The sequence below is a fragment of the Pseudomonas sp. 8_5_2 genome (assembly GCF_059295255.1).
Genome location: NZ_CM181238.1, coordinates 622,829 through 647,473, shown reverse-complemented (window position 1 = coordinate 647,473; position 24,645 = coordinate 622,829). Strand labels below are relative to the sequence as shown.

Sequence of the window (24,645 nt, the reverse complement as noted above, 5' to 3'; positions counted from 1 at the left end):
AGCGGCCTTGTGTCGCGAAATGAGGGCGAAGCCCTCACCTGCGGCTTCACAGCCACACACAATCCCAATGCGGATAATCGCCGGCACGTCGCACCAGGCCAGCCCTTATGGGATTGGCAATAATATAACGGGCAGTCGCTCTGATATCGTCTTCCTTGCGCAACGCCCGGTCATGAAAACCAGGTTGCCAGATGTGCTTTCGTTCGACGCCTTGCCGGTAAAGCGCGCAACTGCTACGCGACTTGAAGGCACACATGAGTTTGCTCAAGCTGGTCGGCCCAAGCTCGATAAGCCAATGCAAATGGTCCGGCATCAGGACCCACGCCAGAGAGCGGCAACTTCCATCTTGATCACTCGCGCGCAGTTGCTGGATTGCCGACCGCGCGAAGATCAGGTTTGCGAACAGAGGTAGTCTATGGCGCGTGATGGTGGTCAGCAGGTAGAGCCGACCAGGCTCTGAATAGCGCCCTTGGCGCAAGCGGTGATTACCTTGACGATCCATGTCGAACTCCTTTGAAGATTGCATTCAAAGGATAGGTGTGGGGATGTCGGAAAGTGCCGAGGGATCATTACCGCGTATGACGCGGTGAGGGCTGCGCCCTCATTTCGCGACACAAGGCCGCTCCTACAAAAAATCGCGATGCCATGGGACGGTATCGCGGCCCCTGCTGGAGCGGCCCCCAGGGCCTCAGGACGACAGGTACGAAGACCGGGTCAACCCCAACCGCAGCGCATCCAGGTACTGGGTCCGCTCACGCGCAGTGATCTTGGCGCTGGCCACCTTGTCGCGGTAGTGGGTCATCAACTCCTCCGGCGACAGGTGCACATAACGCAGCATGTCTTCGATGGTGTCGTGGGTCTCGATGCCGGCGTGGTACACGCTGCCGTCGGCGTTCTGGTAGATGTTCACCGAGTCGGTGTCACCGAACAGGTTGTGCATGTCACCGAGGATTTCCTGGTAGGCACCGACCAGGAACACACCCAGCAGGTAGTCCTCGCCATCCTTCAGCGCATGCACCGGCATGCTGGTCTCGATGCTCTGCTCGTCGACGTACTGGTTGATCTTGCCGTCGGAGTCGCAGGTCAGGTCCTGCAGCACGGCACGGCGCAGCGGCTCTTCGTCCAGGCGGTGCAGCGGGATGATTGGCAACACCTGGCCGATGGCCCAGGTGTCCGGCAGGCTCTGGAACACCGAGAAGTTGCAGATGTACTTGTCGGCCAGCTTGTCGTTGAGCTCGTCCAGCACCTGACGGTGCGAGCGCTGGCGGGCCTTCAGCGAGTTGTGCAGGCGGCGGCACACGGCAAAGTAGCACTGCTCGGCCAAGGCTTTCTCGGCCAGGGTGATCTTGCCATCGGCATACTGCGCAGCCACGTCACCCATGTAGTGAGTGGCACGCCAGTAGGTCTCGGTGACCATCTCGATGTCGGTCGGGCCCAGCAGGTCAGCCAGCCACTGCACGGTCTGCGGCAGGGCTTCCTTGTTGTCGATGGTCGGCACGTCGTCGTTGTGTTTCTCGACGTCGGTCACCTGGATCACCAGCATGGCATGGTGCGCGGTCAGCGAGCGGCCGCTTTCGGAGAAGATGTGCGGGTGCGGCAGGCCCTGCGCATCGCAGAACTCCTTGAGCATGCCCACCACCACACCGGCGTAGTCGTCCATGTCATAGTTGATCGAGCTGGCATTGCGCGAGTGGGTGCCGTCGTAGTCCACGCCCAGGCCACCGCCCACGTCGATATGGTCGACCGGCAGGCCCAGCGCACGCAGTTCGCCATAGTAGCGGATGGCTTCCTTGAAGCCGTGCTGGTAGTCGGCCAGGTTGGCGATCTGCGAACCCATGTGGAAGTGCAGCAGGCGGATGCCCTGGTCCAGGCCGGCATCGCGGAAGCGCTGTACCACCGAGATCAGCTGGGCGGCGGACAAACCGAACTTGGACTTCTCGCCACCGGTGTCGGCCCACTTGCTCGACGCCAGCGACGACAGGCGCACGCGCAAGCCAACCTGTGGCTTGACCTTGAGCTCGGCCGCTTCTTCGATCACCAGGGCCACTTCCGACTCTTTCTCGATGACGATGAACACGTTATGGCCAAGCTTCTGCCCCATCAGCGCCAAGCGGATGAACTCGCGGTCCTTGTAGCCGTTGCAGACGATGGTACCGCCCTTCGGCGCCAGTGCCAGCACGGCCAGCAGCTCGGGCTTGGAGCCGGCTTCGAGGCCGATCGATACGTTTTGCGTGGCGATGATGTTTTCCACCACCGCTTCCTGCTGGTTGACCTTGATCGGGTACAGCGCGGTGTACTGGCTCTGGTATTCCAGGCGCGCGATGTTGGCGTCGAACGCGCCGGTCAGCTGGCGCACACGGTCCTGCAGAATGTCGGGGAAGCGCACCAGCAAGGGCAGCGACAGGCCGCTCTGGCGCAGCTCGTCGACCTGCTCGTACAGGTCGATCGGCGCGCTGTCCGGGCCGTTGGGGCGCACTTCGACGCGCCCGGCTTCATTGATGGCGAAATAACCAGCGCCCCAATGGCGGATGCCGTAAACACTGCGGCTGTCGGCCACGGTCCATTGGCTACCATCGTCTTTGCGTGTGCGTCGTACGGACATTCAAGTCCCCTATAGATAAGTCGAAGACACTGCCCCGCAAGGAGGCGGGCGCAGTGTAAAAGGCAAAAATGACGATTCGTCCGTGCCCAGCGATAGACCCTGGTCACGGCAACGAGTTTAGAAAGCACTGGGCAAAAAATCGCGCGGGTTGCTCAGCCGCCGGACTTTTTCGCCTTGAAGCCCTGTTTGATCAGCTCGCCGATCAGCAGCTCGACATGGTCACCCTGGATCTCGATGACGCCATCCTTCAGCGCACCACCGGTACCGCAGCGGCGCTTGAGGGTGGTGGCCAGCTCCTTGAGCTGGGGGAGCGGCAGCGGCACACCGCTGACGGTGGTCACGGTCTTGCCGCCACGGCCTTTGCTTTCGCGGCGCACACGGGCAATGCCATCGCCTTCGGGGATGATCTGCTGCTTGCAGGTACAGGCATCCACCGGCTGGCCACAGTCGGGGCAGTGCCGACCGCTGTCGGTGGAGTAAACGAGACCGCCTAGGGCGGCGAAGGAAGAAGCTTTCTTGGCCACTTTTGTTCCTCTGTGCTGAGGACAAAAACTGGTCGTGCCTTGGGGTTGAGGCCGACCGCGAAGCCCCACTCTGGCAGGGGCGGCGCTACTGCCGCAAGACCTGCGGCAGCCCGTAAAGGGCGCGCAGTTTAACGATAAATGCGGCGGTTGCTAAGTACAGGATTGCGGCATTTTGCGAATGTTTTGCGACTATTCGCGGGCACGCCCGCTCCCACAGGGACTGCGCCGCCCCTGAGAGCTGCACAAATCCTGTGGGAGCGGGTTTACCCGCGAAAGGGCCGGCAACTATTCCAGGCTAGCTTTATAGCGCTGCAACGCCGCCAACGAGTCCGGGCAATAGGGTCTTGTCAGGCTTTCCTCTTCAGCCAGCGCAAGACTGACAAAGCGCGCTTCGATCACCTCTTCCGGCTGCAACCGCAGCGGCGCATCCGACACCGCCGAATACACCGCGCACCACAACCGGTTATCCGGTTGGTCAAAGTAGAACCGCTCATGAAAGCGCAGCGGCGCATCTTCAATGCCCAGCTCCTCGGCCAGCTCTCGGGCCGCCGAGTCGGCATAGCCTTCCCCGGCCGCAACCATGCCGCCGGCAGCCACGTCCCAATACCCCGGGTACAGCGCCTTGCTCAGCGTCCGTCGATGTACGCACAACTCACCGGCGCTGTTGAACAGCAGGATGAAGGTGCAACGGCCGATCAGGCCGCGCTCGCGCAGTTCAGCCCGGGGCAAGGCGCCCAGCACCTGGTCGGCTTCGTCCACCCAGGTGACCAGTTCGCGGTCGGAAGCCGCCCGATGGGCGGCCTCGGTTGGGCTGATGGCCATGATCAACCCTGCGACAGCAGTTGACGCAGGTCGATGACTGCCGCGTTGGCCCGGGAAATGTAGTTGGCCATGACCAGCGAGTGGTTGGCCCACATGCCGAAGCCACTGCCGTTGAGCACCATCGGGCTCCACAGCGGCTCTTGCGAGGCTTCCAGCTCACGGATGATCTGGCGCACGCTGACCGTGGCGTTCTTCTTCGCCAGCACGTCGGCAAAGTCCACCTCGATGGCGCGCAGCAGGTGCGACAGCGCCCAGGCCTGGCCACGGGCTTCGTAGAACACGTTGTCGATCTGCAGCCATGGGGTTTCCACCAGCTCTTCGTCCACCTGCGGCGCCTGGCCGGCAACCACCGATTCGGTCTTCAGCGTGGTGTTCAGCTTGACCCGGCCAACGCTGGCCGACAGGCGCTGCGACAGCGAGCCCAGGCGCGTAGCCACGTCACCCAGCCAGTTGTTCAGGTTGTCGGCACGGGTGTAGAAGATGGCGCCCTTGTCACCGGCGGCCAGACGGGTCTGGTAACGGTTCAGCGACTTGATGCCTTCTTCGAACTCGGATTCGCTCGACGGCAGGATCCAGCTCTTGTTGTCGAAGTTGAAGCGTGGCTCGGCCTTGGCCAGGTCGGCGTCTTCGGTGGACTGCGACTGCGAGCGGGCGAAGTCCTTGCGCAGGGCGCGGGACAGGTCGCGCACCTGGACCAGCACGCCGTATTCCCAGCTCGGCATGTTGTCCATCCACAGCCCTGGCGGGAAGCGGTCGTTGGAAATGTAACCGCCGGGCTTGTTCAACAAGGTGCCGGCCACGGTCTTCAGGGTTTCGATGGTGGTATAGCCCACTACCATCTGCTGGCCGTTGTGCTCGGCCGCGGCCTGGGCGGTCTGCTGCACCGGGAACAGGTTCGGTTCCTCGCTCCAGTACCAGCCCAGGCCGATGCACACCAGCAGGTACAACCCGATCAGGGTACCCAGGGCACGGCTCCAAAGGCCGCCAACGTAGCTACGGGCGGCGGCGCCGCGGCCGTCGACACGCTCACGGGGCTCGGCTTTGGCCTCGCGGTTTTTCCAGTCCAGCATGGCTTTGTCCTTAAATTAGTCACGACGGTTCAGGGGCTTGGACCACAGGCCTACGCAAGGGTGCCACGGCAAGCCCGCATGGCAGCACTATAAAGCAGACACCGCCTTGCGCATAAGCGACCATTCGGTCAGCAACTGAATATTGGTTCTTGTGGCTTTGTTGATGCAGGGCACTCACTCGGCAGGAAAGAGCTGCTAGCATAGAGCCATCATTGCCTCTGCACCTCCAACCTACAAGTAGCCAGGACATGAGCCAAGCAGTCGAGCCGAGCCCGCAGTGCCCCGCCCAACAGCTGATGCGTAGCGGCCTGCGCAAGGACGACCCGCTTGACCAGGTGCTGCTGCCGGCCCTGCGCAAGCCGGTGTACATCCTGCTGCAGGACCATGAGCGTGCCCTGCGCCTGGCCCAGCAACTGGAGTTCTTTGGCCTGGTGGTGCAAGCGTTGCCCAGCGCGGCGGCATTGCTTGCCTCGATCGGTGAATACCCGCCTGCGGCGATCATCATGGATGTCGACTTCACCGGCCGCGGCCAGGGCCTGCTGCTGGCCGCCAAGGTTCAGCAGGGCCTGGCGCAGCCTGTTCCGCTGCTGTTCTTCAGCCATCAGGAAACCGATACCCCGACTCGCCTGGCGGCTGTGCGCGCCGGCGGCCAGGACTTCCTCACGGGTACCCTGGAGGCTTCCAGCCTGCTGGAAAAGGTCGAACTGCTGACCAATGCCGCCCCTCATGACCCGCTGCGCGTGCTGATCATCGATGACTCCCGCACCCAGGCCCTGCACACCGAGCGTGTGCTGGCCAGCGCCGGCATGCTCACCCGCAGCCTGACCGACCCGATCGGCACCATGGCAGAGCTTGCCGACTTCCAGCCTGACCTGATCATCCTCGATCTGTACATGCCCGCGTGCACCGGCCCTGAACTGGCCAAGGTCATCCGCCATAGCGATCGTTATGTGAGCGTGCCGATCATCTACCTGTCGGCCGAGGACGATCTGGACAAGCAGCTGGATGCCATGAGCGAAGGTGGCGATGACTTCCTGACCAAGCCGTTTCGCTCACGCCACCTGATCACCACGGTGCGCAACCGCGCCGCACGTGCCCGGCACCTGAAGGCGCGCATGGTGCGCGACAGCCTGACCGGGCTGTACAACCACACGCACATCCTGCAGTTGCTCGAAGACTGCAGCTTCCGCGCCCGCCGCGAGCAGCAGCCGTTGAGCTTTGCCATGCTCGACATCGACCGCTTCAAGAAGATCAACGACCGCCACGGGCACCCCATGGGCGATCGGGTGATCAAGAGCCTGGCGCTGTTCCTCAAGCAGCGCTTGCGCAAGAGCGATTTCATTGGCCGTTACGGGGGTGAGGAATTCGCCATCGTCATGCCCAACACCGCTCTGGAGGCGGCGCACAAGGTGCTGGACGATATTCGCCGGCGCTTTGCCGAAATTCTGTACCCCGCGCAGCCGCAGGATTTGCAGTGCACCTTCAGTGCCGGGGTGGTGCAGCTGGATGACGGGCTGGATGCGCTGACCATGGCCAGTGCGGCGGATGAGGCGCTGTACCGGGCCAAGCATGCCGGGCGGAACTGCGTGGTACGGGTAGAGCCCTGAGTTTTGCACCACCCGTGCCGGCCCTTTTGCAGCACAAGGCTGCTCCTACCGGGCGTCAATGGGTAGGAGCAGCCTTGCGCTGCGAAAGGGCCAATCCAGGCGAAACAGATACAGGCACTCTGCCACTTTTTTCTGACGCCAACCCTCTGCCGTCATCACCCAGTCACAAAATCGCAATAACTTCGGGCACCTACCTCCCCCACTCCCCTCCGCAGGAAGTTCGCGGCTATGCGCCTGAAGTGGCTGACCAATTTCAACACCCTGTTGCTGGTGACCGTGTGTATCGCCCTGGGCGCTACCTTGTGGTGGTCGCAGCGTGCCCTGGAGCGCCCTTACCAGATGATGGAACGCTATCTGGGCCTGTCCCAGCAGTTCCAGAACCAGGCGGCAGGCAATATCCGGGCGTACCTGGGCAGCGGCGATGCGTTGCGCCATGCGGCGGCCATGGACGCCAACCAGCAGCTACAGGCCGCCCTGGCCGACTGGCCCGACGCGCTCGGCGACCAACTGCGCCCCAGCCTGAACAGCCTGCAGGCCTTCACCGCCAATGAACTGCTGGCCGCCGGCAAGCTGGCCGGCGACCCTCAAGCCCTGCTGCTGCAGGCCGAACGGGAACTGGGCGCCAACTTCGAGCAACTGGCCGGCTATGCCCGCGACAGCGGCAGCGCCGACGCCCACCGCTACCTGCTGCCGCTGCTCGACGCCACGGTACACCTGGGCCGCTTGTCGCTGGCCCGGGACAAGCTGGTCAGCAGCGGCCGAGCGGAGCTGGCTGACGAAGTGCAGCGCGAACTGCAACTGATCCGCGCCCAGGCCCAGGCCATCGAGGGCCTGCCATTGCTGGGCGTGACCCGCGCCGCCGAGTCGGGTGCCGACGACTTCGCCGCCATGATGGGCCTGGAATCCCAGGCCAGCGCCCGGCAGGAAGACATTGCCGTAGGCCTCAAGCGTGAACTGCAAAGCCTGCTCAGCCGCTACCCGGCCGAACTGCAACGCACCCGCGAACAGATCGAGCGTCGTGCCACCCTCGCCGCCAGCACTGGCCAGCGCCTGGACGCGGTGCAGCAGGCGATTGCGCGGCTGGAACCCGAAGTACGCGGCCAGCACGCAAGGATTGCCGCCGAGGTGCGCATCATCCAGGGCCTGATGATCGGCCTGATCCTGCTGATTGCCCTGCTGATCGACACCTTGCAACGCCGCCTGGCGCGCACCTTGACCGGCCTGGCCCCGGCCTTGTCGCGCTGGGCCGAAGGCGACTTCGCCCAGGCCATCGCCCTGGGCAAGACCAATCGCGAACTGCACGACATTCAGGACTCGCTCAACCGCCTGCGCCAGTACCTGGTGGAGCTGGTCGGCACCATCCGCCACAACGCCGAGCAGGTGGCGGGCAGCAGCCACGCTCTGGCCGGCATGAGCGCCGCCCTGCACGATGGCGCCGAACGCCAGGCCGGCGATACCGGGCAGATCCGCGATGCCCTGGGCGAGCTGGAAGCGACCATCCAGCAAGTGGCCGGCGATGCCAGCGCGGCGGCCAATGCCAGCCGCGATGCCGGGCATGCGGTGGAACAGGGCCAGGCGGTGATTGGCCAAAGCCTGACCGGTTTGCGTGAACTGGTTGACGAGGTACAGGGCAACGCCCGCATGATCGAGCAATTGGCAGAAGAGTCGGCGACCATCGGCGGGGTGCTCACGGTGATCCGCTCGATTGCCGAACAGACCAACCTGCTGGCCCTGAACGCCGCGATCGAGGCAGCCCGGGCGGGAGAGATGGGCCGGGGGTTCGCCGTGGTCGCCGATGAGGTGCGTTCACTGGCGCAGCGCACTACCGGGGCCACCGGTGAGATCCAGGCACTGATCGACCGCCTGCAGCAGGCAGCCAGGAGCTCGGTGGCGGGTATGCGCGCGCAGCTGGAGCATGCCGAGGCCACGGCCGACCAGGCCCAGGCGGCGGATGGGGCGCTGGAGGCGATCGTCTGCGCCATCCGCACCATTGCCGACACGGCGGTGCGGATTGCCGATGTCACCGCGCAGCAGACGGGCGCGGTGAGCGAGATTCGTGACCACAGCGAGCGGATTCATGAGCTGGGCGAGGACAACCTGCAGCGGATTGGCGAGGGGCGTGAGCAGGGGGAACAATTGCTGAGCCTGGGAGGCGAATTAAACCGGGCGGTGCGGGCGTTCAGGGTCTGAGCCGGCCTGCACGATACCTGTGGGAGCTGGCTTGCCGGCGATGAGGCCAAAACAGGCAACACAAGACAGTTGCTCCCACAAAGCCAACCCACAACAGTTCCGTTATCATGGCCTGCACGTTCCACCTCGCGAGTCCGCCATGCGCCGCCTGTTTTTCCTGCTGTTCCTGCTGCTGGCCAGCCCTGCCTTCGCCACGGGCCTGCTCGACAACCGTCCCAGCGCCACCCTCGGCGCCGCCTCGCTGGCCAACAACGCCGACTTCCTGCCGGTCCACGAGGCCTTCAAGCTCAGCCTGGTCCAGGCCGATGCGCAAAGCATAAAGCTGCGCTTCGTCGCCACCGAGGGCTACTACCTCTACCGCCACCGCTTCCAGTTCCACACGGAACCGGCCGACATCGCCTTGGGCGCGCCGAACATCCCCAAGGGCGAAGCCAAGCACGATGAGTTCTTCGGCGACGTCGAGGTGTACCACGGCGTGCTCGACATCGAGCTGCCACGCACCGATCCGCGTGCCTTCACCCTGCTGGTGGGCTACCAGGGCTGCGCCGACAAGGGCCTGTGCTACCCGCCGGAAACCGCCCGCCTGAGCATCGATGGCCCAGGTGGCGCAGCCGCACCCGCCAGCGCCGAACACGGCTGGAGCTGGAAATCGCTGCTGCTGTTCTTTCTCGCCGGGGTCGGCCTGACCTTCACCCCCTGCGTGCTGCCGATGCTGCCGATCCTGTCCGGTGTGGTGCTGCGCGGCCAGGTCGGCGGCCTGCGCGGCCTGGCGCTGTCGCTGGCGTACGTGCTGCCGATGGCGGCCAGCTTCGCGGCACTGGGTGCGTTGATGGGCCTGTTCGGCGCCGGCCTGAACCTGCAGGCACGCCTGCAGTCGGCCTGGGTGCTGGGGCCTTTCGCACTGTTCTTCGTGGTGTTCGCCCTGGCCATGTTCGGCCTGTTCGAGCTGAAACTGCCGCAGGCCCTGAGCGCCCGCCTGGACAGCGTCGCCAGCCGCACCAAAGGCGGTTCGCTGCTGGGCGCGGCGGTGCTGGGCGTGTTGTCCAGCCTGCTGGTTTCGCCTTGTGTGTCGGCACCACTGGCCGGGGCGCTGCTGTACATCAGTGCCAGCGGCGATGCTGTCGGGGGAGCCCTGAAACTGTTCGCCCTGGGCCTGGGCATGGGTGCGCCATTGCTGCTGATCGCCACCGGCGGTGCTGCCTGGCTGCCGAAAAGCGGGCCGTGGTTGAACACGGTTAAAAACGCGATTGGCGTACTGCTGCTGGGGCTGGCGATCGGCCTGCTCAGCCGTGTGCTACCGGGCCCGGTGACCTTGCTGCTGGTGGGCTTCCTGGCCGCCGGCGTGGCGCTGTTCCTCGGCGCCCTGGAGTTTGTGGTCAAAGCGCCACGCCAGCGCCTGGCGCAGCTGCTCGGCCTGGGCTTGCTGGTGTACGCACTGGCCTGCTGGTACGGGGCCCTGAGTGGCCAGGGCGATCCACTGCGCCCACTGCCGGCCGCAGCGCCGAGCGCCACCAGCAGCACAGTGGCACAAGCGGATGCCTGGCAGACCATCACCACCCCCGCCGCCCTGGATGCGGCCCTGGCCGAGGCCAAGGTGGCCGGCCAACCGGTCTTGCTGGACTGGTACGCCGACTGGTGCATCAGCTGCAAGGTGATCGAACACGAAGTGCTCAACGCACCCCAGGTGCACGCACAGCTGGCCGGCCTCAAGCTGCTGCGTTTCGACATCACCGAGAGCAATGCACAGCAGCGCAAGCTGCTTGATCGCTACCAGCTGTTCGGCCCGCCGGCGTTGCTGTTCTTTGCTGCGAACGGCAGCGAAATAACCGCTGATCGGGTCGTTGGCGAGATAAACGCCGGTGAATTCGCGCAAATCCTGGCACGCGTACGGGGCAAACTCGGGCTATAACTTCCCGCGAGCCGTGAAAAATCCTCGATACAGTGACCAGATTTAATTATTTGGTCACATACTTCGCGCGAATCTCGGACATCGTGCTGGCTATTGCCGGGAACTGGACACTTGCCGTCGCTTTACGGCACACTCGCCGCGCTGTGTCGAATTGCCCTACAAATCCAAGGAATCCGCAGATGGCAACGCTACTGGTGCTCCATGGCCCCAACCTCAACCTGCTCGGTACTCGCGAGCCAGGCCATTACGGCGCCGTGACCCTGGCCCAGATCAACCAGGACCTGGAGCAACGTGCCCGCGCAGCAGGCCACCATCTGCAGTACCTGCAGAGCAATGCCGAATACGAACTGATCGACCGTATTCACGCCGCACGCAACGAGGGTGTGGACTTCATCCTGATCAATCCGGCTGCTTTCACCCACACAAGCGTCGCATTACGTGACGCATTGCTTGCGGTGAGCATCCCATTCATCGAAGTGCACCTGTCAAACGTGCACAAACGCGAACCGTTCCGTCATCACTCCTACTTTTCCGATGTTGCCGTAGGGGTGATCTGCGGCCTGGGCGCCAGCGGTTATCGCCTGGCCCTGGAATCCGCACTGGAACAACTGGCTGCCAACGCACAGCCCAAATGATGAAAACCCTGGCCTCAGTGGGCCAGGGTTCGAGAGAAACGTTCTAGATACGTTTTTTGTATTTCGCCCCCTGACCGAACCTTTGGGAGTTGATGATTAATGGATATCCGTAAAGTCAAGAAACTGATCGAGCTGCTGGAAGAGTCTGGCATCGACGAACTGGAGATCAAGGAAGGCGAAGAGTCGGTCCGTATCAGCCGTCACAGCAAGACCCCAGCTGCCCAGCAGTTCTACGCACCTGCGCCGATGGCTGCCGCGCCTGTAGCCGCCCCGGTTGCTGCCGCCGCCGCGCCAGCCGCCGAAGCCGCTGCTGCCCCGGCCCTGAAAGGCACCGTGGTGCGCTCGCCGATGGTCGGTACCTTCTACCGCAAGCCATCGCCGACCTCGCCAAACTTCGCTGAAGTTGGCCAGTCGGTGAAAAAAGGCGACACCCTGTGCATCGTCGAAGCCATGAAGATGATGAACCACATCGAATCCGATATCGGCGGTGTGATCGACGCCATCCTGGTAGAAGACGGCCAGCCGGTTGAGTTCGACCAGCCGCTGTTCACCATCGTTTGAATCGCGGAGAGCCAACGATGTCTGCGAAGCTCGAAAAAGTCCTGATCGCCAACCGCGGGGAAATTGCCCTGCGGATCCTGCGTGCCTGCAAAGAGCTGGGCATCAAGACCGTCGCCGTGCACTCCACGGCTGACCGCGAACTGATGCACCTGGGCCTGGCAGACGAGTCGGTCTGCATCGGCCCCGCGCCATCCAAGAACTCCTACCTGCACATCCCGGCGATCATCGCTGCCGCCGAAGTTACCGGCGCCACCGCGATCCACCCGGGCTACGGCTTCCTGGCAGAAAACGCCGACTTTGCCGAGCAGGTCGAGAAATCCGGTTTTGCCTTCATCGGCCCTAAAGCCGACACCATTCGCCTGATGGGCGACAAGGTTTCGGCCAAGGCTGCGATGATCAAGTCGGGCGTACCGACCGTTCCGGGTTGCGAAGGCCCGCTGCCGGAAGACGAAGAAGTCGCCCTGGCCATTGCCCGTGACGTCGGCTACCCGGTGATCATCAAGGCCGCCGGTGGCGGTGGTGGTCGCGGCATGCGCGTGGTGCACAAGGAAGAGGACCTGATCGCCTCGGCCAAGCTCACCCGTACCGAAGCCGGTGCTGCCTTCGGCAACCCGATGGTGTACCTGGAGAAGTTCCTGACCAACCCGCGTCACGTGGAAGTGCAGGTGCTGTCCGATGGCCAGGGCAACGCCATTCACCTGGGCGACCGTGACTGCTCGCTGCAGCGCCGTCACCAGAAGGTGCTGGAAGAAGCGCCGGCCCCGGGCATCGACGAGAAGGCCCGTCAGGAAGTCTTCAAGCGTTGCGTCGATGCGTGCATCGAGATCGGCTACCGCGGTGCAGGCACCTTCGAGTTCCTGTACGAAAACGGCAGCTTCTACTTCATCGAGATGAACACCCGCGTTCAGGTTGAGCATCCGGTGTCGGAAATGGTCACTGGCATCGACATCGTCAAGGAGATGCTCAGCATCGCCGCTGGCAACAAGCTGTCGTACCGCCAGGAAGACGTGGTTATCCGCGGCCACTCGCTGGAGTGCCGGATCAACGCCGAAGACCCGAAGAAGTTCATCCCGAGCCCAGGCAAGGTGAAGCACTTCCACGCCCCGGGCGGCAACGGCGTACGTGTCGATTCGCACCTGTACAGCGGTTACTCGGTTCCGCCGAACTACGACTCGCTGATCGGCAAGCTGATCACCTACGGCAAGGACCGCGACGAAGCCATGGCGCGCATGCGCAATGCCCTGGACGAGATCGTCGTCGACGGCATCAAGACCAACATCCCGCTGCACCGCGACCTGGTGCGTGATGAAGGTTTCTGCAAAGGCGGCATCAACATTCACTACCTCGAGCACAAACTGGCTAACCAGGAGTGATCGAGTAGTGTGATGTACCCAAAGCCCCGGCCCAGTGCCGGGGCTTTTTATTGCCTGTCCGCGTTTCACAAATCCTTGTAGGAGCGGCCTTGTGTCGCGAAAGGGCCGCAAAGCGGCCCCGGCGATATCCGCGGCGGAGCTGAAATCGTGGGGCCGCTGCGCGCCCCATCGCGACACAAGGCCGCTCCTACAGGGGATAGCGTCAGGGCTCCCCCTTCATCCGCGGCATCTCGATGCGGTGCTCGTGCACCCGTCGATACAGCGTCGCCCGTGATATCCCCAACGCCCGCGCGGCATCGGCCGGCTTCCAGCGATGGCGGATCAGCGCATCCAGCAGCAACTGACGTGCCGGGCAGGACACTCCGCTTTCAGCCGCCGCTACCGCCTCGCCGCGCACCTCGGTCGGTAAATCCTGCAACCGCACCAGCCCGCCTTCGCTCACCGCACAGGCATAGCGCAACACCTGGCGCAACTGGCGCAAGTTCCCTGGCCAGCGGTAGACCAGCAGCGCTTGCAGCGCATCGTCCGCCAACACCACTTCGACCGCGCAGGCCTCGGCTTCCTCGGCCAGCATCTGCTGAATCAAGCCCAGGCGATCATCGCGCTCACGCAGCGGCGGCAGCTCGAAACGGGCATTGGCCAGGCGGAAGTACAAGTCCTCGCGGAAGTGCCCGCCTGCCACCCTCGCCGCGAGGTCGCGGTGGGTGGCGCAGATCACCTGAATATCCACCCGCTCGCGCTGAGCTGCGCCCAAAGGCGCCACTTCGCCCTCGGCCAGCACCCGCAGCAGGCGGGTTTGCAGGTTCAGCGGCATATCCCCGATTTCATCGAGGAACAGCGTGCCGCCGTCGGCCTGCTGCAACAGGCCCTGCATGCCTTTGCTGGAGGCGCCGGTAAAGGCCCCGGCCACGTAGCCGAACAGCTCGCTCTCGATCAGGCTTTCAGGGATTGCCGCACAGTTCAGCGTAACGAAGGGCCCCGCGCGGCGCTTGCTCTGCTGGTGCAACTGGCGGGCGAATACTTCCTTGCCGGCCCCCGTCTCGCCTTGTACCAGCACCGCCAGGTTGCAGTCCTTGACCCTGGTCGCCAGCCGCAGGTGGTGCTCGATACGGGCGTCCTGGGCCTGGCGTAACGGCTGCGCGCGCTGGCGTAGCTGCGGTGCACTGACCCGGCCATACAGCCCGCCCAGACCTGGCAGACGCTGGGCAGACGCTGCATTGACGCGGCGCAGCTGGTCCATGTCGAACAGCTCACCGATGTGCTCTGGCAGGCGCCCCAGGCGCTCCACCAGGCGTTGCCGCGCCAGGCTGTTGATCGCCTGCAGGCGGCCATCGGCGTCCCACGCCAGCAGGTAGTCAGGCTGGCTTTCCACATAGCCCGGCGTGCCATGGGCGCGCATCACCCAATGGCCTTGGGCACTGTGCATGAAAAACGCGTTTTCGATTTCGCGGGCAGTCTGCTCCACCAGCTGGCGGATCAGGTGCTGGCTGCGACGGTCGTCCGGGGACTGCAAGGCCGAGACATCCACCACGCCCAGCAACTCGCCCTGCGGGTCGAACACCGGTGCTGCGGTACAGGTCAGGCCGATGAAGGCCGCGCGAAAATGATCGCGCTTGTGCACCGTGACAGGCGCCCTGCTGGTCAGCACCGCCGCCACCCCGCAGGTGCCCTCCTCGCCTTCCGACCAGCAAGTGCCCAGGTACAGCCCGGCCTTGCGGCAGTCGTTGCGGATGGATGACTCCACCCGGTAGTCGATGGTACGCCCCAGGCCGTCGGTCAGCAGCACGCAGTAGTCGGCGCCGCGCACCTGCTGGTGCAGGCGCGCCACGGCATCACTGGCGATACGCAGGAACAGTTCCGCACGTTCACGGCATTCGTTGAGCAGGCTTTGCGAGAGGATGCGCGGCCCTTGCTGAGAGCCAGGGTCGAGGTGGTGCAGGTCCATGGAGCGGCGCCATGAATCGAGGATCAGCGCAGGCACCGGCGCCTGCGGCAGGCGATCGGCGTTCTTCAGCACCCTGCTGACGCAGTCGACATGGGCTCGGGAGTTCGCGGCAAGCATTCAGGCCCTCCGGTTCTCGTTGCTGTTCTTGTCGTTGTGAGGCCATTAAGCGCTTCCGAACATGCCCCGACAAGCACTGCGTGATTACCGGCTCGCTTGAGACGCAGCGTCTCGGCGTCTCGGCAATTACCACCCTGCGCAGGCACCCGGCGTCTCGCCGGCGCTGCCGTCAATGTGCGGCCGAGCGCATTCAGACCGCTCTGCCTCAGGTATTTCAGCGCAGCCGCAGAAAGCTGGCACCGGGCTTGCTCCTGCCTTATGGCAAACAACAATACGAGGTGCGCCATGCCGCTACCCGCCCCGACTGTCGGGATCATTGCCAACCCGGCCTCAGGCCGCGACCTGCGCCGCCTGACCGCCAATGCCGGGCTCTATTCGAGCACCGACAAGGCCTCGGCCATCCAGCGCCTGCTTGCTGCCTTCGGCGCCACCGGCATCGGCCAGGTGCTGCTGCCCAGCGACATGACCGGCATCGCTGCCGCCGTGCTCAAGGCCAGCAACGGCCCGGTCGCCCATGACCAGCACTGGCCTGCCATTGAAATACTCGACCTGCCACTGACCCAGACCGTGGCCGATACCCACCAGGCCACCCGACGCATGGTCGAACGCGGCGTGACGATGATCGCCGTGCTCGGTGGCGACGGCACCCACAAGGCAGTCGCCGCCGAGGCCGGTGACATACCCCTGCTGACCCTGTCCACCGGTACCAACAACGCTTTCCCCGAGTTGCGCGAAGCCACCAGCGCGGGCTTGGCCGGCGGCTTGCTCGCAAGCGGCCAGGTGCCCGCCAGCATCGGCCTGCGCCGCAACAAACGCCTGCTGGTGAAGGTACCCGAGCAACAACTTGCGCAGTGGGCCCTGGTGGAAGTGGCGGTGTCACCCCAGCGCTTCATCGGTGCACGCGCGCTCAGCCGCAGCGAAGACCTGAGCGAAGTGTTCGCCTGTTTTGCCGAGCCTCACGCCATCGGCCTGTCGGCCCTGTGCGGCCTGTGGTGCCCGGTCTCGCGCCAGGACCCGCACGGCGCCTGGGTACGCCTGAACCCGGGTGCCGACCAGGCGCTGCTCGCGCCACTGGCGCCCGGCCTGCTGCAGGGCTGCGGCATCACCGCCAGCGGCACGCTGACAGCGGGCGTCGCCCACCGCCTGAGCCTGGCCAGCGGCACGCTGGCCCTGGACGGCGAACGCGAAATCGAATTTGCCGAGCACGACACCCCCACCATCACCCTCGACCACCAAGGCCCGCTGAGCGTGGATGTCGAGGCCGTGCTGGCGCATGCCGCCCGCCACCACCTGCTGGCCGTGCCTCGCGGCCATCGGCTGCACCCTGCAAACCCGCGTTGAGACAACCCTGGAGAACAACAAGATGTCCAATCAACTGAGTACCGAACAACTGCTGCATGCCTATGAAGTGATGCGCACCATCCGCGCCTTTGAAGAACGCCTGCACATAGAGTTCGCCACCGGCGAAATCCCTGGCTTCGTCCACCTGTATGCCGGCGAAGAGGCTTCCGCCGCCGGGGTCATGGCCCACCTGCGCGATAGCGATTGCATCGCCTCGACCCACCGTGGCCACGGCCACTGCATCGCCAAGGGCGTCGATGTGTACGGCATGATGGCCGAAATCTACGGCAAGAAGACCGGCGTGTGCGGGGGCAAGGGCGGCTCGATGCACATTGCCGACCTGGAAAAGGGCATGCTCGGTGCCAACGGCATCGTCGGTGCGGGTGCGCCACTGGTGGCCGGTGCTGCCCTGGCCGCCAAGCTCAAGGGCCGCGACGACGTGTCGGTGGCGTTCTTCGGCGACGGTGCCTCCAACGAAGGCGCGGTGTTCGAAGCCATGAACATGGCGTCGATCATGAACCTGCCGTGCATCTTCGTCGCCGAGAACAATGGCTACGCCGAAGCCACTGCCTCGAACTGGTCGGTGGCTTGCGACCACATCGCCGACCGCGCCGCCGGTTTCGGCATGCCCGGTGTCACCATCGACGGCTTCGACTTCTTTGCCGTGCATGAAGCCGCCGGGGCAGCCATCGAGCGTGCGCGTGCCGGGCAAGGGCCGTCGCTGATCGAGGTCAAGCTCAGCCGCTACTACGGGCACTTCGAAGGTGACGCGCAAACCTACCGCGCGCCCGACGAAGTGAAGAACCTGCGCGAAACCCGCGACTGCCTGATGCAGTTCCGCAACAAGACCACCCGTGCCGGCCTGCTCACCGCCGAGCAACTGGACGCGATCGACGCCCGCATCGAAGACCTGATCGAAGACGCCGTGCGCCGTGCCAAGTCCGATCCCAAGCCGCAGCCCGCCGATTTGCTCACCGACGTCTACGTCGCCTACCCCTGAGCCCCGGACTACAAGAACAACAGGAGAACCACCATGCCAAGAAAGATTAGCTACCAGCAGGCCATCAACGAAGCCCTGGCCCAGGAAATGCGCCGCGACAACAGCGTGTTCATCATTGGCGAAGACGTGGCCGGCGGGGCCGGTGCGCCCGGTGAAGAAGACGCCTGGGGTGGCGTGCTGGGCGTGACCAAAGGCTTGTATCACCAGTTTCCGGGGCGTGTGCTCGACGCACCGCTGTCGGAAATCGGCTACGTCGGTGCTGCGGTCGGTGCTGCAACCCAAGGCCTGCGCCCGGTGTGCGAACTGATGTTCGTCGATTTTGCCGGCTGCTGCCTGGACCAGATCCTCAACCAGGCTGCCAAGTTCCGCTACATGTTCGGCGGCAAGGCGGTCACCCCGCTGGTGATGCGCACCATGTATGGCGCCGGCTTGCGCGCGGCAGCCCAGCACTCGCAGATGCTGACCTCGCTGTGGACGCACATCCCCGGCCTGAAAGTGGTCTGCCCGTCCTCCCCCTACGATGCCAAGGGCTTGCTGATCCAGGCCATCCGCGACAACGACCCGGTGATCTTCTGCGAGCACAAGCTGCTGTACAGCATGCAGGGCGAGGTGCCGGAAGAGGTGTACACGGTGCCGTTCGGCGAAGCCAACTTCCTGCGTGATGGCGATGACGTGACCCTGGTCACCTACGGCCGCATGGTGCATGTGGCGCTGGAGGCCGCCAACAATCTGGCCCGCCAGGGCATCGACTGCGAAGTGCTGGACCTGCGCACCACCAGCCCGCTGGACGAAGACAGCATTCTGGAAAGCGTGGAGAAGACCGGCCGCCTGGTGGTGATCGACGAGGCCAACCCGCGCTGCTCGATGGCCACCGACATCAGCGCACTGGTGGCGCAGAAAGCCTTCGCTGCGCTCAAGGGCCCGGTCGAGATGGTCACCGCGCCGCACACCCCGGTGCCGTTCTCCGATGCGCTGGAAGACCTGTACATCCCTGACGCGGCGAAAATCGAGGCCGCCGTGCGCAAGGTGATCGAAGCTGCAAGGAGTGCCGCATGAGCCAGATCCATACCCTGACCATGCCCAAGTGGGGCTTGTCGATGACCGAGGGCCGGGTAGACACCTGGCTGAAGCAGGAAGGTGACCCGATCAACAAGGGCGACGAGGTGCTGGACGTCGAGACCGACAAGATCAGCAGCAGCGTCGAAGCACCGTTCAGCGGTGTGCTGCGCCGCCAGGTGGCCAGGCCGGATGAAACCCTGCCGGTCGGCGCACTGCTGGCAGTGGTGGTGGAGGGCGAGGCCGAGGAAGCCGAAATCGATGCGCTGGTACAGCGCTTCCAGGCCGAATTCGTCGCCGAAGGTGGCGCCGACCAGGCCCAGGGGCCTGCTCCGCAGAAAGCCGAAGTGGGCGGTCGGCTGCTGCGCTGGTTCGAGCTGGGTGAAGGCGGCACGCCGCTGGTGCTGGTGCATGGTTTTGGTGGCGACCTCAACAACTGGCTTTTCAATCACCCGGCACTGGCTGTCGAGCGCCGGGTAATCGCCCTCGACCTGCCGGGCCACGGCGAGTCGGCCAAGGCCCTGCAGCGTGGTGACCTGGATGAACTGAGCGAAACCGTGCTGGCCTTGCTCGATCACCTGGACATCGCCAAGGCCCACTTGGCCGGCCATTCCATGGGTGGCGCGGTCTGCCTGAACCTGGCGCGCCTGGCGCCGCAGCGGGTGGCCAGCCTGAGCCTGGTGGCCAGCGCCGGGCTGGGCGAGGCGATCAACGCGCAGTACCTGCAAGGTTTCGTCGCCGCTGCCAACCGCAATGCCTTGAAGCCGCAGATGATGCAGCTGTTTGCCGACCCGGCGCTGGTCACCCGGCAAATGCTCGAGGACATGCTCAAGTTCAAGCGCCTGGAAGGTGTGGATCAGGCCCTGCAGCAGCTGGCCTCGGCGCTCGCCGACGGCGACCGGCAGCGCCATGACCTGCGCGGTGTGTTGGGGCAACACCCGGCGCTGGTGGTGTGGGGCGGCAAGGACGCGATCATCCCGGCCAGCCATGCCGAGGGGCTGGAGGCTGAAGTGCTGGTGCTGGCGGAGGCCGGGCATATGGTGCAGATGGAGGCGGCTGATGAGGTGAATCGGCGGATGATGGACTTTTTACGAGGGCGTTGAGGGCGCATGCCTCTCGCTGTCTCAGGATCCAATTCTGCGTCATACTCGGCAGACCTATTGCCCGGTCCTCGCCATGCGTCCACTGCTCCCCATCACCTTGGTCCTGCTGCTCGCCGCCTGTGGCGATGGCGAATCGCTGCTCCCGCCGGACGCACGCCTGCCTGACGGCGGGCGCTACCGGGGCCAGGTGGTCGATGGCCTGTTGCAGGGCGAGGGCCGCATCGACTACCCCAACGGCAGCTGGTACGCCGGCAGCTTCAAGGACGGCCAATGGCATGGCCCGGGTGAATGGCACGGCCAGAACGGCGAGGTGTACCGGGGCCAGTTCAGCGAAGGGCTGTTCCAGGGCCTGGGGGACCTGACAACCCCCGGCAGCCACTATGCCGGCACCTTCAACCACGGTCGCCGCGATGGCGAAGGCACCCTCAAGCAAGCCGACCAGACCTACCGTGGCCAGTTCAAGGACGACCTGTACGAAGGCGCAGGCGAACTGGAGCTGGCCGACGGCAGCCGCTACCAGGGCCTTTTCGCCAAGGGCAAGCCCAACGGCGCCGGCGTGCGCAGCGATGCCAGCGGCAACCAGTTCAGCGGCCGCTTCGTCAATGGCCAGCTGCAAGGCAGCGGCACCTACGACAGTGTCGACGGCGAGCAGTACATCGGTGAGTTCAAGGACAACCGCCTGGAGGGCCGTGGCCGCTACGAAAACGCCGATGGCGATGTGTGGATCGGCGAATTCAAAGACGGCTCGCTGTCCGGCGAGGGCGAACTGCTAGGCAGTGACGGCAGCCACTACAAGGGCAATTTCGTCGACTGGCGGCTGTCCGGTCAGGGCAGCCTGCAGCTGGCCGACGGCAGCAAGTATATTGGCGGCTTCCTCGACGATGCCTACCACGGCAAGGGCCAGCTGACCTTGGCCAGCGGCAGGGTCGAAAGCGGCATGTGGGCCAATGGCGTGCGCGTGCGCGACCACAAAGGCAAGCTGCTGTCCGACCCGCTGGACCTGGCCCTGCTCAACCAGGGTCGGCTACTGGAGGAGGCGCTGGCCCGGGTACCGCGCTCGGCCCCGCCGATCCAGCTGTACAGCCTGGTAGTGGCCGGCGATGGCCAGCAAAGCGTGTTCCTGCGCGAAGCCGACTACGTCAGCAACATGCTCAAGGTGCGTTTTGGCGCCCGTGGCCAGGTGACCCTGGTCAACCACCGCGATCACATGGCCACCCGCCCCATGGCCACCCGCGAGAACCTCACCCGCGCCGCCAGCACCTTGGCCGAACGCAGCGGCCCCGAAGACCTGGTGTTCATCTACCTCACCAGCCATGGCAGCCACGACCACCAGCTGGTGCTCGACCAGCCGCGCCTGCAACTGGCCGACCTGACCGCTGACGAACTGGCCAGCGCCCTCGCGCCACTGAAGGACCGAGACAAGGTAATCGTCATATCCGCCTGCTATTCCGGGGGCTATATCGCCCCGCTCAAGGATGAACGCACGCTGATCATGACCGCCGCCAGAGCTGACCGCGTGTCCTTCGGGTGTTCGGAAGAAGCCGATTTCACCTACTTTGGCGATGCCCTGTTTGCCGAAGCACTGAACCAGACCGACGACCTGAAACAAGCGTTTGAACTGGCACGCGCCAGCGTTGCCGAAAGGGAACACAGAGAAGGCTTCGAAGCCTCTGAACCGCAGCTGTGGGCCCCCCCGACGGTGCTTGAGCACTGGCAGCACTTGCGCCGCCAGCAAGCCGAGGAGGCACTGCGCAATGCCACGCAGGCCAACATGGGGGAACAGGCAAAAACGCCCGGCAGCCACTAAGCTTGAGTGTAACAAGGGAGAGACATCATGTACTTGACGCCTCAGCATGTCCTGCTTGCCGGAGCCACCGGCCTGACCGGTGAACACCTGCTCGACCGCCTGCTCAACGAGCCGACCATTACCCGGGTGCTCGCGCCTACCCGTCGGCCCCTGGCCGAGCACCCGCACCTGGAAAACCCGGTGGGCGACCCGGCCGTGTTCCTGCCGCAGCTGGCCGGGCGGGTCGATATCGCCTACTGCTGCCTGGGGACCACGCTGAAGCAGGCCGGCTCCGAGTCAGCCTTCCGCGCGGTGGACCTGGACATGGTGGTGGCGTTCAGCAAGCGTGCCCGGGAAATGGGCGCGCGGCATCTGTTGGTGGTCAGTGCGCTGGGCGCGGACCCCAAGTCGTCGATTTTCTACAACCGGGTGAAGGGCGAAATGGAAGAGGCGCTGAAGGCTCAGAACTGGCCACAGCTGACCATCGTGCGGCCGTCGTTGCTGCTGGGCGAGCGGATTCAGCCACGGCTCGGTGAACAGCTGGCTTCACCGTTTTCCAGGCTGATACCCGGAAAATACCGGGGGATCGAGGCCTGCACGCTGGCCCGGGCGCTGTGGCGCCTGGCGCTGGAGGAAGAAGACGGGATACGGGTTGTGGAGTCGGATGAGTTGCGCAGGTTGGGCAAGATATAGCCGTTACAGGCCGCCGGTGGCCTGGAAGCCTACCCCGGCCGCCGTCAGCAACGACAACGGCAGCAACAGGGTGTCGAGCAACATGCTGCCAGGCAGGTCCAGCGCTGGGTAACCCGGCGCGTCAGCCCCGTAGCGATCTCGCGGGCAGCAGCCACCATTGATCACATACAAGTCCAACCGGGTACCGGCATACACTACCGGTGCCCCGGGTTTGTTGGCGTCCAGCGTGCGCACCGTGGCACAGCCACTCAACAGTCCCAGGGTCAGCAAACCAGCCAGCGCTCGCTTCAATCATCCACCCCGTAATGATGCTCGCCCCAACGCGGCAACATGTCCTGGGGAATGTTCAGCAGGTTGAGCACACGCGCCACGACAAAGTCGACCAGATCGTCGATGGTCTGTGGCTGATGATAGAAGCCCGGCGCCGCCGGCAGGATCACTGCGCCCATCTGCGACAGCTTCAGCATGTTCTCCAGGTGGATGGTGGAAAACGGCGCCTCGCGAGGCACCAGGATCAGCTGACGGCGCTCCTTGAGGGTAACGTCGGCCGCGCGCTCGATCAGATTGTTGCAGGCACCGGTGGCAATCGCCGACAGGGTGCCTGTGGAACAGGGCACCACCACCATCGCCGCCGGGGCACCGGAACCCGAGGCTACCGGCGACATCCAGTCTTCCTTGCCGTACACGCGGATCTGCCCGTCGGCGGCGCCGGTGTATTCGGTGAGGAACGCCTGCATGGCCTGGGGCTTGGCCGGCAGCAGCACGTCGGTCTCGGTGGCCATTACCAGTTGCGCAGCCTTGGAGATCAGGAAGTGCACCTCACGGTCTTCGCGCACCAGGCAATCAAGCAGTCGCAGGCCATATTGGGCGCCCGAGGCGCCCGTCATGGCCAGGGTGATGCGTTCCGGCCCGCTCACTTCAGCGCCTCGGCCAGCTTGCCGTGCAGGCCGCCAAAGCCGCCGTTGCTCATGATCACCACGTGGGTGCCTGGGCGGGCCTGGCCCTTGATCCGTTCGATGATCGCCTCGAGGCTGTCAGCCACCACGCTCGGCACCTTGCATTGTGCGGCGGTGGCCGCCAGGTCCCAGCCGAGGTTCGCCGGCGCGTACCAGATCACCTGGTCAGCGTCGTTGACGCTTTCCGGCAGGCCGTCGCGGTGGGCACCCAGCTTCATCGAATTGGAACGTGGCTCGATCACCGCGATCACCGGGGCTTCGCCAACGCGCTTGCGCAGGCCGTCGAGGGTGGTGGCGATGGCGGTGGGGTGGTGGGCGAAATCATCGTAGATGGTCACGCCCTGCACTTCGGCAACCGTTTCCATGCGCCGCTTGACGCTCTTGAAAGCACTCAGGCCGTCGATGCCCATGGCCGGCACCACGCCCACGTGACGGGCCGCTGCCAGGGTGGCGAGGGCGTTGGCAACGTTGTGCTGGCCGGTCAGTGGCCAGTCGACAATGCCCTGCGCTTCACCTTCGAAAAGCACTTCGAAACGTGAGCCGTCAGCGCTGAGCAGGCGCGCCTGCCACTGGCCACCTTCACCGGTGGTCTGCACCGGGGTCCAGCAGCCCATGCCGATGACCCGCTCCAGCGCCTGTTCGGTGGTCGGGTGAATGACCAGGCCTTCACTGGGGATGGTGCGCACCAGGTGGTGGAACTGTCGCTCGATCGACGCCAGGTCCGGGAAGATGTCGGCATGATCGAACTCAAGGTTGTTGAGGATCGCCGTGCGTGGGTGGTAGTGCACGAACTTCGAACGTTTGTCGAAGAACGCGCTGTCGTACTCGTCGGCTTCAACCACGAAGAACGGCGTGTCGCCCAGGCGCGCCGACACCGAGAAGTTTTGCGGCACACCGCCGATCAGGAAGCCCGGGCTCATGCCCGCGTGCTCCAGCACCCAGGCCAGCATGCTGCTGGTGGTGGTCTTGCCGTGGGTCCCGGCAACCGCCAGTACCCAGCGCCCTTGCAGCACGTGATCAGCCAGCCACTGCGGGCCGGAGACGTAGGGCAGGCCCTTGTTCAGCACGTACTCTACCGCCGGGTTGCCACGCGACATGGCGTTGCCGATGACCACCAGGTCTGGCGCCGGGTCCAGCTGGACGGGGTCATAGCCTTGGGTCAGCTCGATGCCCTGGGCCTCGAGCTGGGTGCTCATCGGCGGGTAGACATTGGCGTCCGAACCGGTGACACGGTGGCCAAGTTCCTTGGCCAGCACGGCCAGCGAACCCATGAAAGTGCCGCAAATACCGAGAATGTGAATATGCATGGTCGACCTCGCAAAACATCGAGGCAGGGTAGCCCAGGGCGCGACAAA

At 64.7% G+C, this 24,645-nt stretch carries 21 protein-coding genes; 12 read left to right on the top strand and 9 right to left on the bottom strand.

Annotated features, from left to right (window positions below):
- Positions 1-46: 46 nt before the first annotated feature.
- From AC5O5R_RS02890 to AC5O5R_RS02870, 5 genes are all read right to left on the bottom strand, one after another.
- The gene (locus AC5O5R_RS02890; protein WP_494512039.1) at positions 47-502 is read right to left on the bottom strand and encodes an REP-associated tyrosine transposase; all 456 of its coding nucleotides are present in this window, start codon (positions 500-502) and stop codon (positions 47-49) included.
- A gap of 186 nt (positions 503-688) precedes the next feature.
- Entirely contained in the window at positions 689-2,602 is a 1,914-nt protein-coding gene (gene speA, locus AC5O5R_RS02885; protein WP_494512038.1) for an arginine decarboxylase, read from the bottom strand.
- 152 nt (positions 2,603-2,754) lie between these two features.
- Positions 2,755-3,126, bottom strand: a complete 372-nt coding sequence (locus AC5O5R_RS02880; protein ID WP_494514941.1) for a translation initiation factor Sui1 — start codon at positions 3,124-3,126, stop codon at positions 2,755-2,757.
- Between the two features lie 285 nt (positions 3,127-3,411).
- Complete coding sequence (locus AC5O5R_RS02875; protein ID WP_172232566.1) at positions 3,412-3,948, bottom strand: NUDIX hydrolase; 537 nt, start codon at positions 3,946-3,948, stop codon at positions 3,412-3,414.
- 2 nt (positions 3,949-3,950) lie between these two features.
- Positions 3,951-5,018 carry a DUF2333 family protein gene (locus AC5O5R_RS02870; protein WP_494514940.1) on the bottom strand — a complete coding sequence of 356 codons (1,068 nt, stop codon included), beginning with the start codon at positions 5,016-5,018 and terminating at the stop codon, positions 3,951-3,953.
- 248 nt (positions 5,019-5,266) lie between these two features.
- Between AC5O5R_RS02870 and AC5O5R_RS02865 the strand changes: the two genes are divergently transcribed.
- The 6 genes from AC5O5R_RS02865 (at position 5,267) to accC (ending at position 13,293) form a co-directional block, all read left to right on the top strand.
- Positions 5,267-6,625: a GGDEF domain-containing protein gene (locus AC5O5R_RS02865; RefSeq protein ID WP_172286319.1), complete on the top strand. Its 1,359-nt coding sequence runs from the start codon at positions 5,267-5,269 to the stop codon at positions 6,623-6,625.
- Positions 6,626-6,853: 228 nt separating this feature from the next.
- The gene (locus AC5O5R_RS02860; RefSeq protein ID WP_494514939.1) at positions 6,854-8,815 is read left to right on the top strand and encodes a methyl-accepting chemotaxis protein; all 1,962 of its coding nucleotides are present in this window, start codon (positions 6,854-6,856) and stop codon (positions 8,813-8,815) included.
- A 139-nt stretch (positions 8,816-8,954) separates the two neighbouring features.
- Positions 8,955-10,724 (top strand): protein-disulfide reductase DsbD, encoded by a 1,770-nt coding sequence (locus tag AC5O5R_RS02855; protein WP_494514938.1) that lies wholly within the window; start codon positions 8,955-8,957, stop codon positions 10,722-10,724.
- Positions 10,725-10,903: 179 nt separating this feature from the next.
- Positions 10,904-11,359 (top strand): type II 3-dehydroquinate dehydratase, encoded by a 456-nt coding sequence (gene aroQ / locus AC5O5R_RS02850; protein ID WP_003255330.1) that lies wholly within the window; start codon positions 10,904-10,906, stop codon positions 11,357-11,359.
- 99 nt (positions 11,360-11,458) lie between these two features.
- Entirely contained in the window at positions 11,459-11,920 is a 462-nt protein-coding gene (gene accB, locus AC5O5R_RS02845) for an acetyl-CoA carboxylase biotin carboxyl carrier protein (protein WP_172220493.1), read from the top strand.
- 17 nt (positions 11,921-11,937) lie between these two features.
- Positions 11,938-13,293 carry an acetyl-CoA carboxylase biotin carboxylase subunit gene (gene accC, locus AC5O5R_RS02840; RefSeq protein WP_172220496.1) on the top strand — a complete coding sequence of 452 codons (1,356 nt, stop codon included), beginning with the start codon at positions 11,938-11,940 and terminating at the stop codon, positions 13,291-13,293.
- Positions 13,294-13,495: 202 nt separating this feature from the next.
- On the opposite strand, the gene AC5O5R_RS02835 is transcribed toward accC, so the two are convergent.
- A complete protein-coding gene (locus AC5O5R_RS02835) occupies positions 13,496-15,355 on the bottom strand; it encodes a sigma-54-dependent Fis family transcriptional regulator (RefSeq protein ID WP_172220499.1) in 1,860 nt (619 codons plus the stop codon).
- Positions 15,356-15,640: 285 nt separating this feature from the next.
- Between AC5O5R_RS02835 and AC5O5R_RS02830 the strand changes: the two genes are divergently transcribed.
- The 6 genes from AC5O5R_RS02830 (at position 15,641) to AC5O5R_RS02805 (ending at position 22,334) form a co-directional block, all read left to right on the top strand.
- The gene (locus AC5O5R_RS02830) at positions 15,641-16,696 is read left to right on the top strand and encodes an ATP-NAD kinase family protein (RefSeq protein WP_494514937.1); all 1,056 of its coding nucleotides are present in this window, start codon (positions 15,641-15,643) and stop codon (positions 16,694-16,696) included.
- Positions 16,697-16,718: 22 nt separating this feature from the next.
- Entirely contained in the window at positions 16,719-17,696 is a 978-nt protein-coding gene (locus AC5O5R_RS02825) for a thiamine pyrophosphate-dependent dehydrogenase E1 component subunit alpha (protein ID WP_172220505.1), read from the top strand.
- Between the two features lie 33 nt (positions 17,697-17,729).
- Positions 17,730-18,752: an alpha-ketoacid dehydrogenase subunit beta gene (locus AC5O5R_RS02820; protein WP_172220508.1), complete on the top strand. Its 1,023-nt coding sequence runs from the start codon at positions 17,730-17,732 to the stop codon at positions 18,750-18,752.
- Positions 18,749-19,855, top strand: coding sequence for an acetoin dehydrogenase dihydrolipoyllysine-residue acetyltransferase subunit (locus AC5O5R_RS02815; RefSeq protein WP_172220511.1), 1,107 nt, complete (start codon positions 18,749-18,751; stop codon positions 19,853-19,855). Before AC5O5R_RS02820 ends, AC5O5R_RS02815 begins: the two co-directional genes overlap by 4 nt.
- A 73-nt stretch (positions 19,856-19,928) precedes the next feature.
- On the top strand, positions 19,929-21,662 hold the full coding sequence (locus tag AC5O5R_RS02810; protein WP_494512031.1) for a C13 family peptidase: 1,734 nt from the start codon (positions 19,929-19,931) through the stop codon (positions 21,660-21,662).
- 27 nt (positions 21,663-21,689) lie between these two features.
- On the top strand, positions 21,690-22,334 hold the full coding sequence (locus tag AC5O5R_RS02805) for an oxidoreductase (protein WP_172220517.1): 645 nt from the start codon (positions 21,690-21,692) through the stop codon (positions 22,332-22,334).
- A 3-nt stretch (positions 22,335-22,337) separates the two neighbouring features.
- Here AC5O5R_RS02805 and AC5O5R_RS02800 read toward each other — a convergent pair whose 3' ends face one another.
- From AC5O5R_RS02800 to mpl, 3 genes are read right to left on the bottom strand one after another with little or no spacing between them, the layout of a single operon-like run.
- Positions 22,338-22,625, bottom strand: coding sequence for a YceK/YidQ family lipoprotein (locus AC5O5R_RS02800; RefSeq protein WP_172220520.1), 288 nt, complete (start codon positions 22,623-22,625; stop codon positions 22,338-22,340).
- Positions 22,622-23,251, bottom strand: a complete 630-nt coding sequence (gene ubiX / locus AC5O5R_RS02795) for a flavin prenyltransferase UbiX (protein ID WP_172220523.1) — start codon at positions 23,249-23,251, stop codon at positions 22,622-22,624. Before ubiX ends, AC5O5R_RS02800 begins: the two co-directional genes overlap by 4 nt.
- Positions 23,248-24,597: a UDP-N-acetylmuramate:L-alanyl-gamma-D-glutamyl-meso-diaminopimelate ligase gene (gene mpl, locus AC5O5R_RS02790; RefSeq protein WP_172220526.1), complete on the bottom strand. Its 1,350-nt coding sequence runs from the start codon at positions 24,595-24,597 to the stop codon at positions 23,248-23,250. Before mpl ends, ubiX begins: the two co-directional genes overlap by 4 nt.
- Positions 24,598-24,645: the final 48 nt, after the last annotated feature.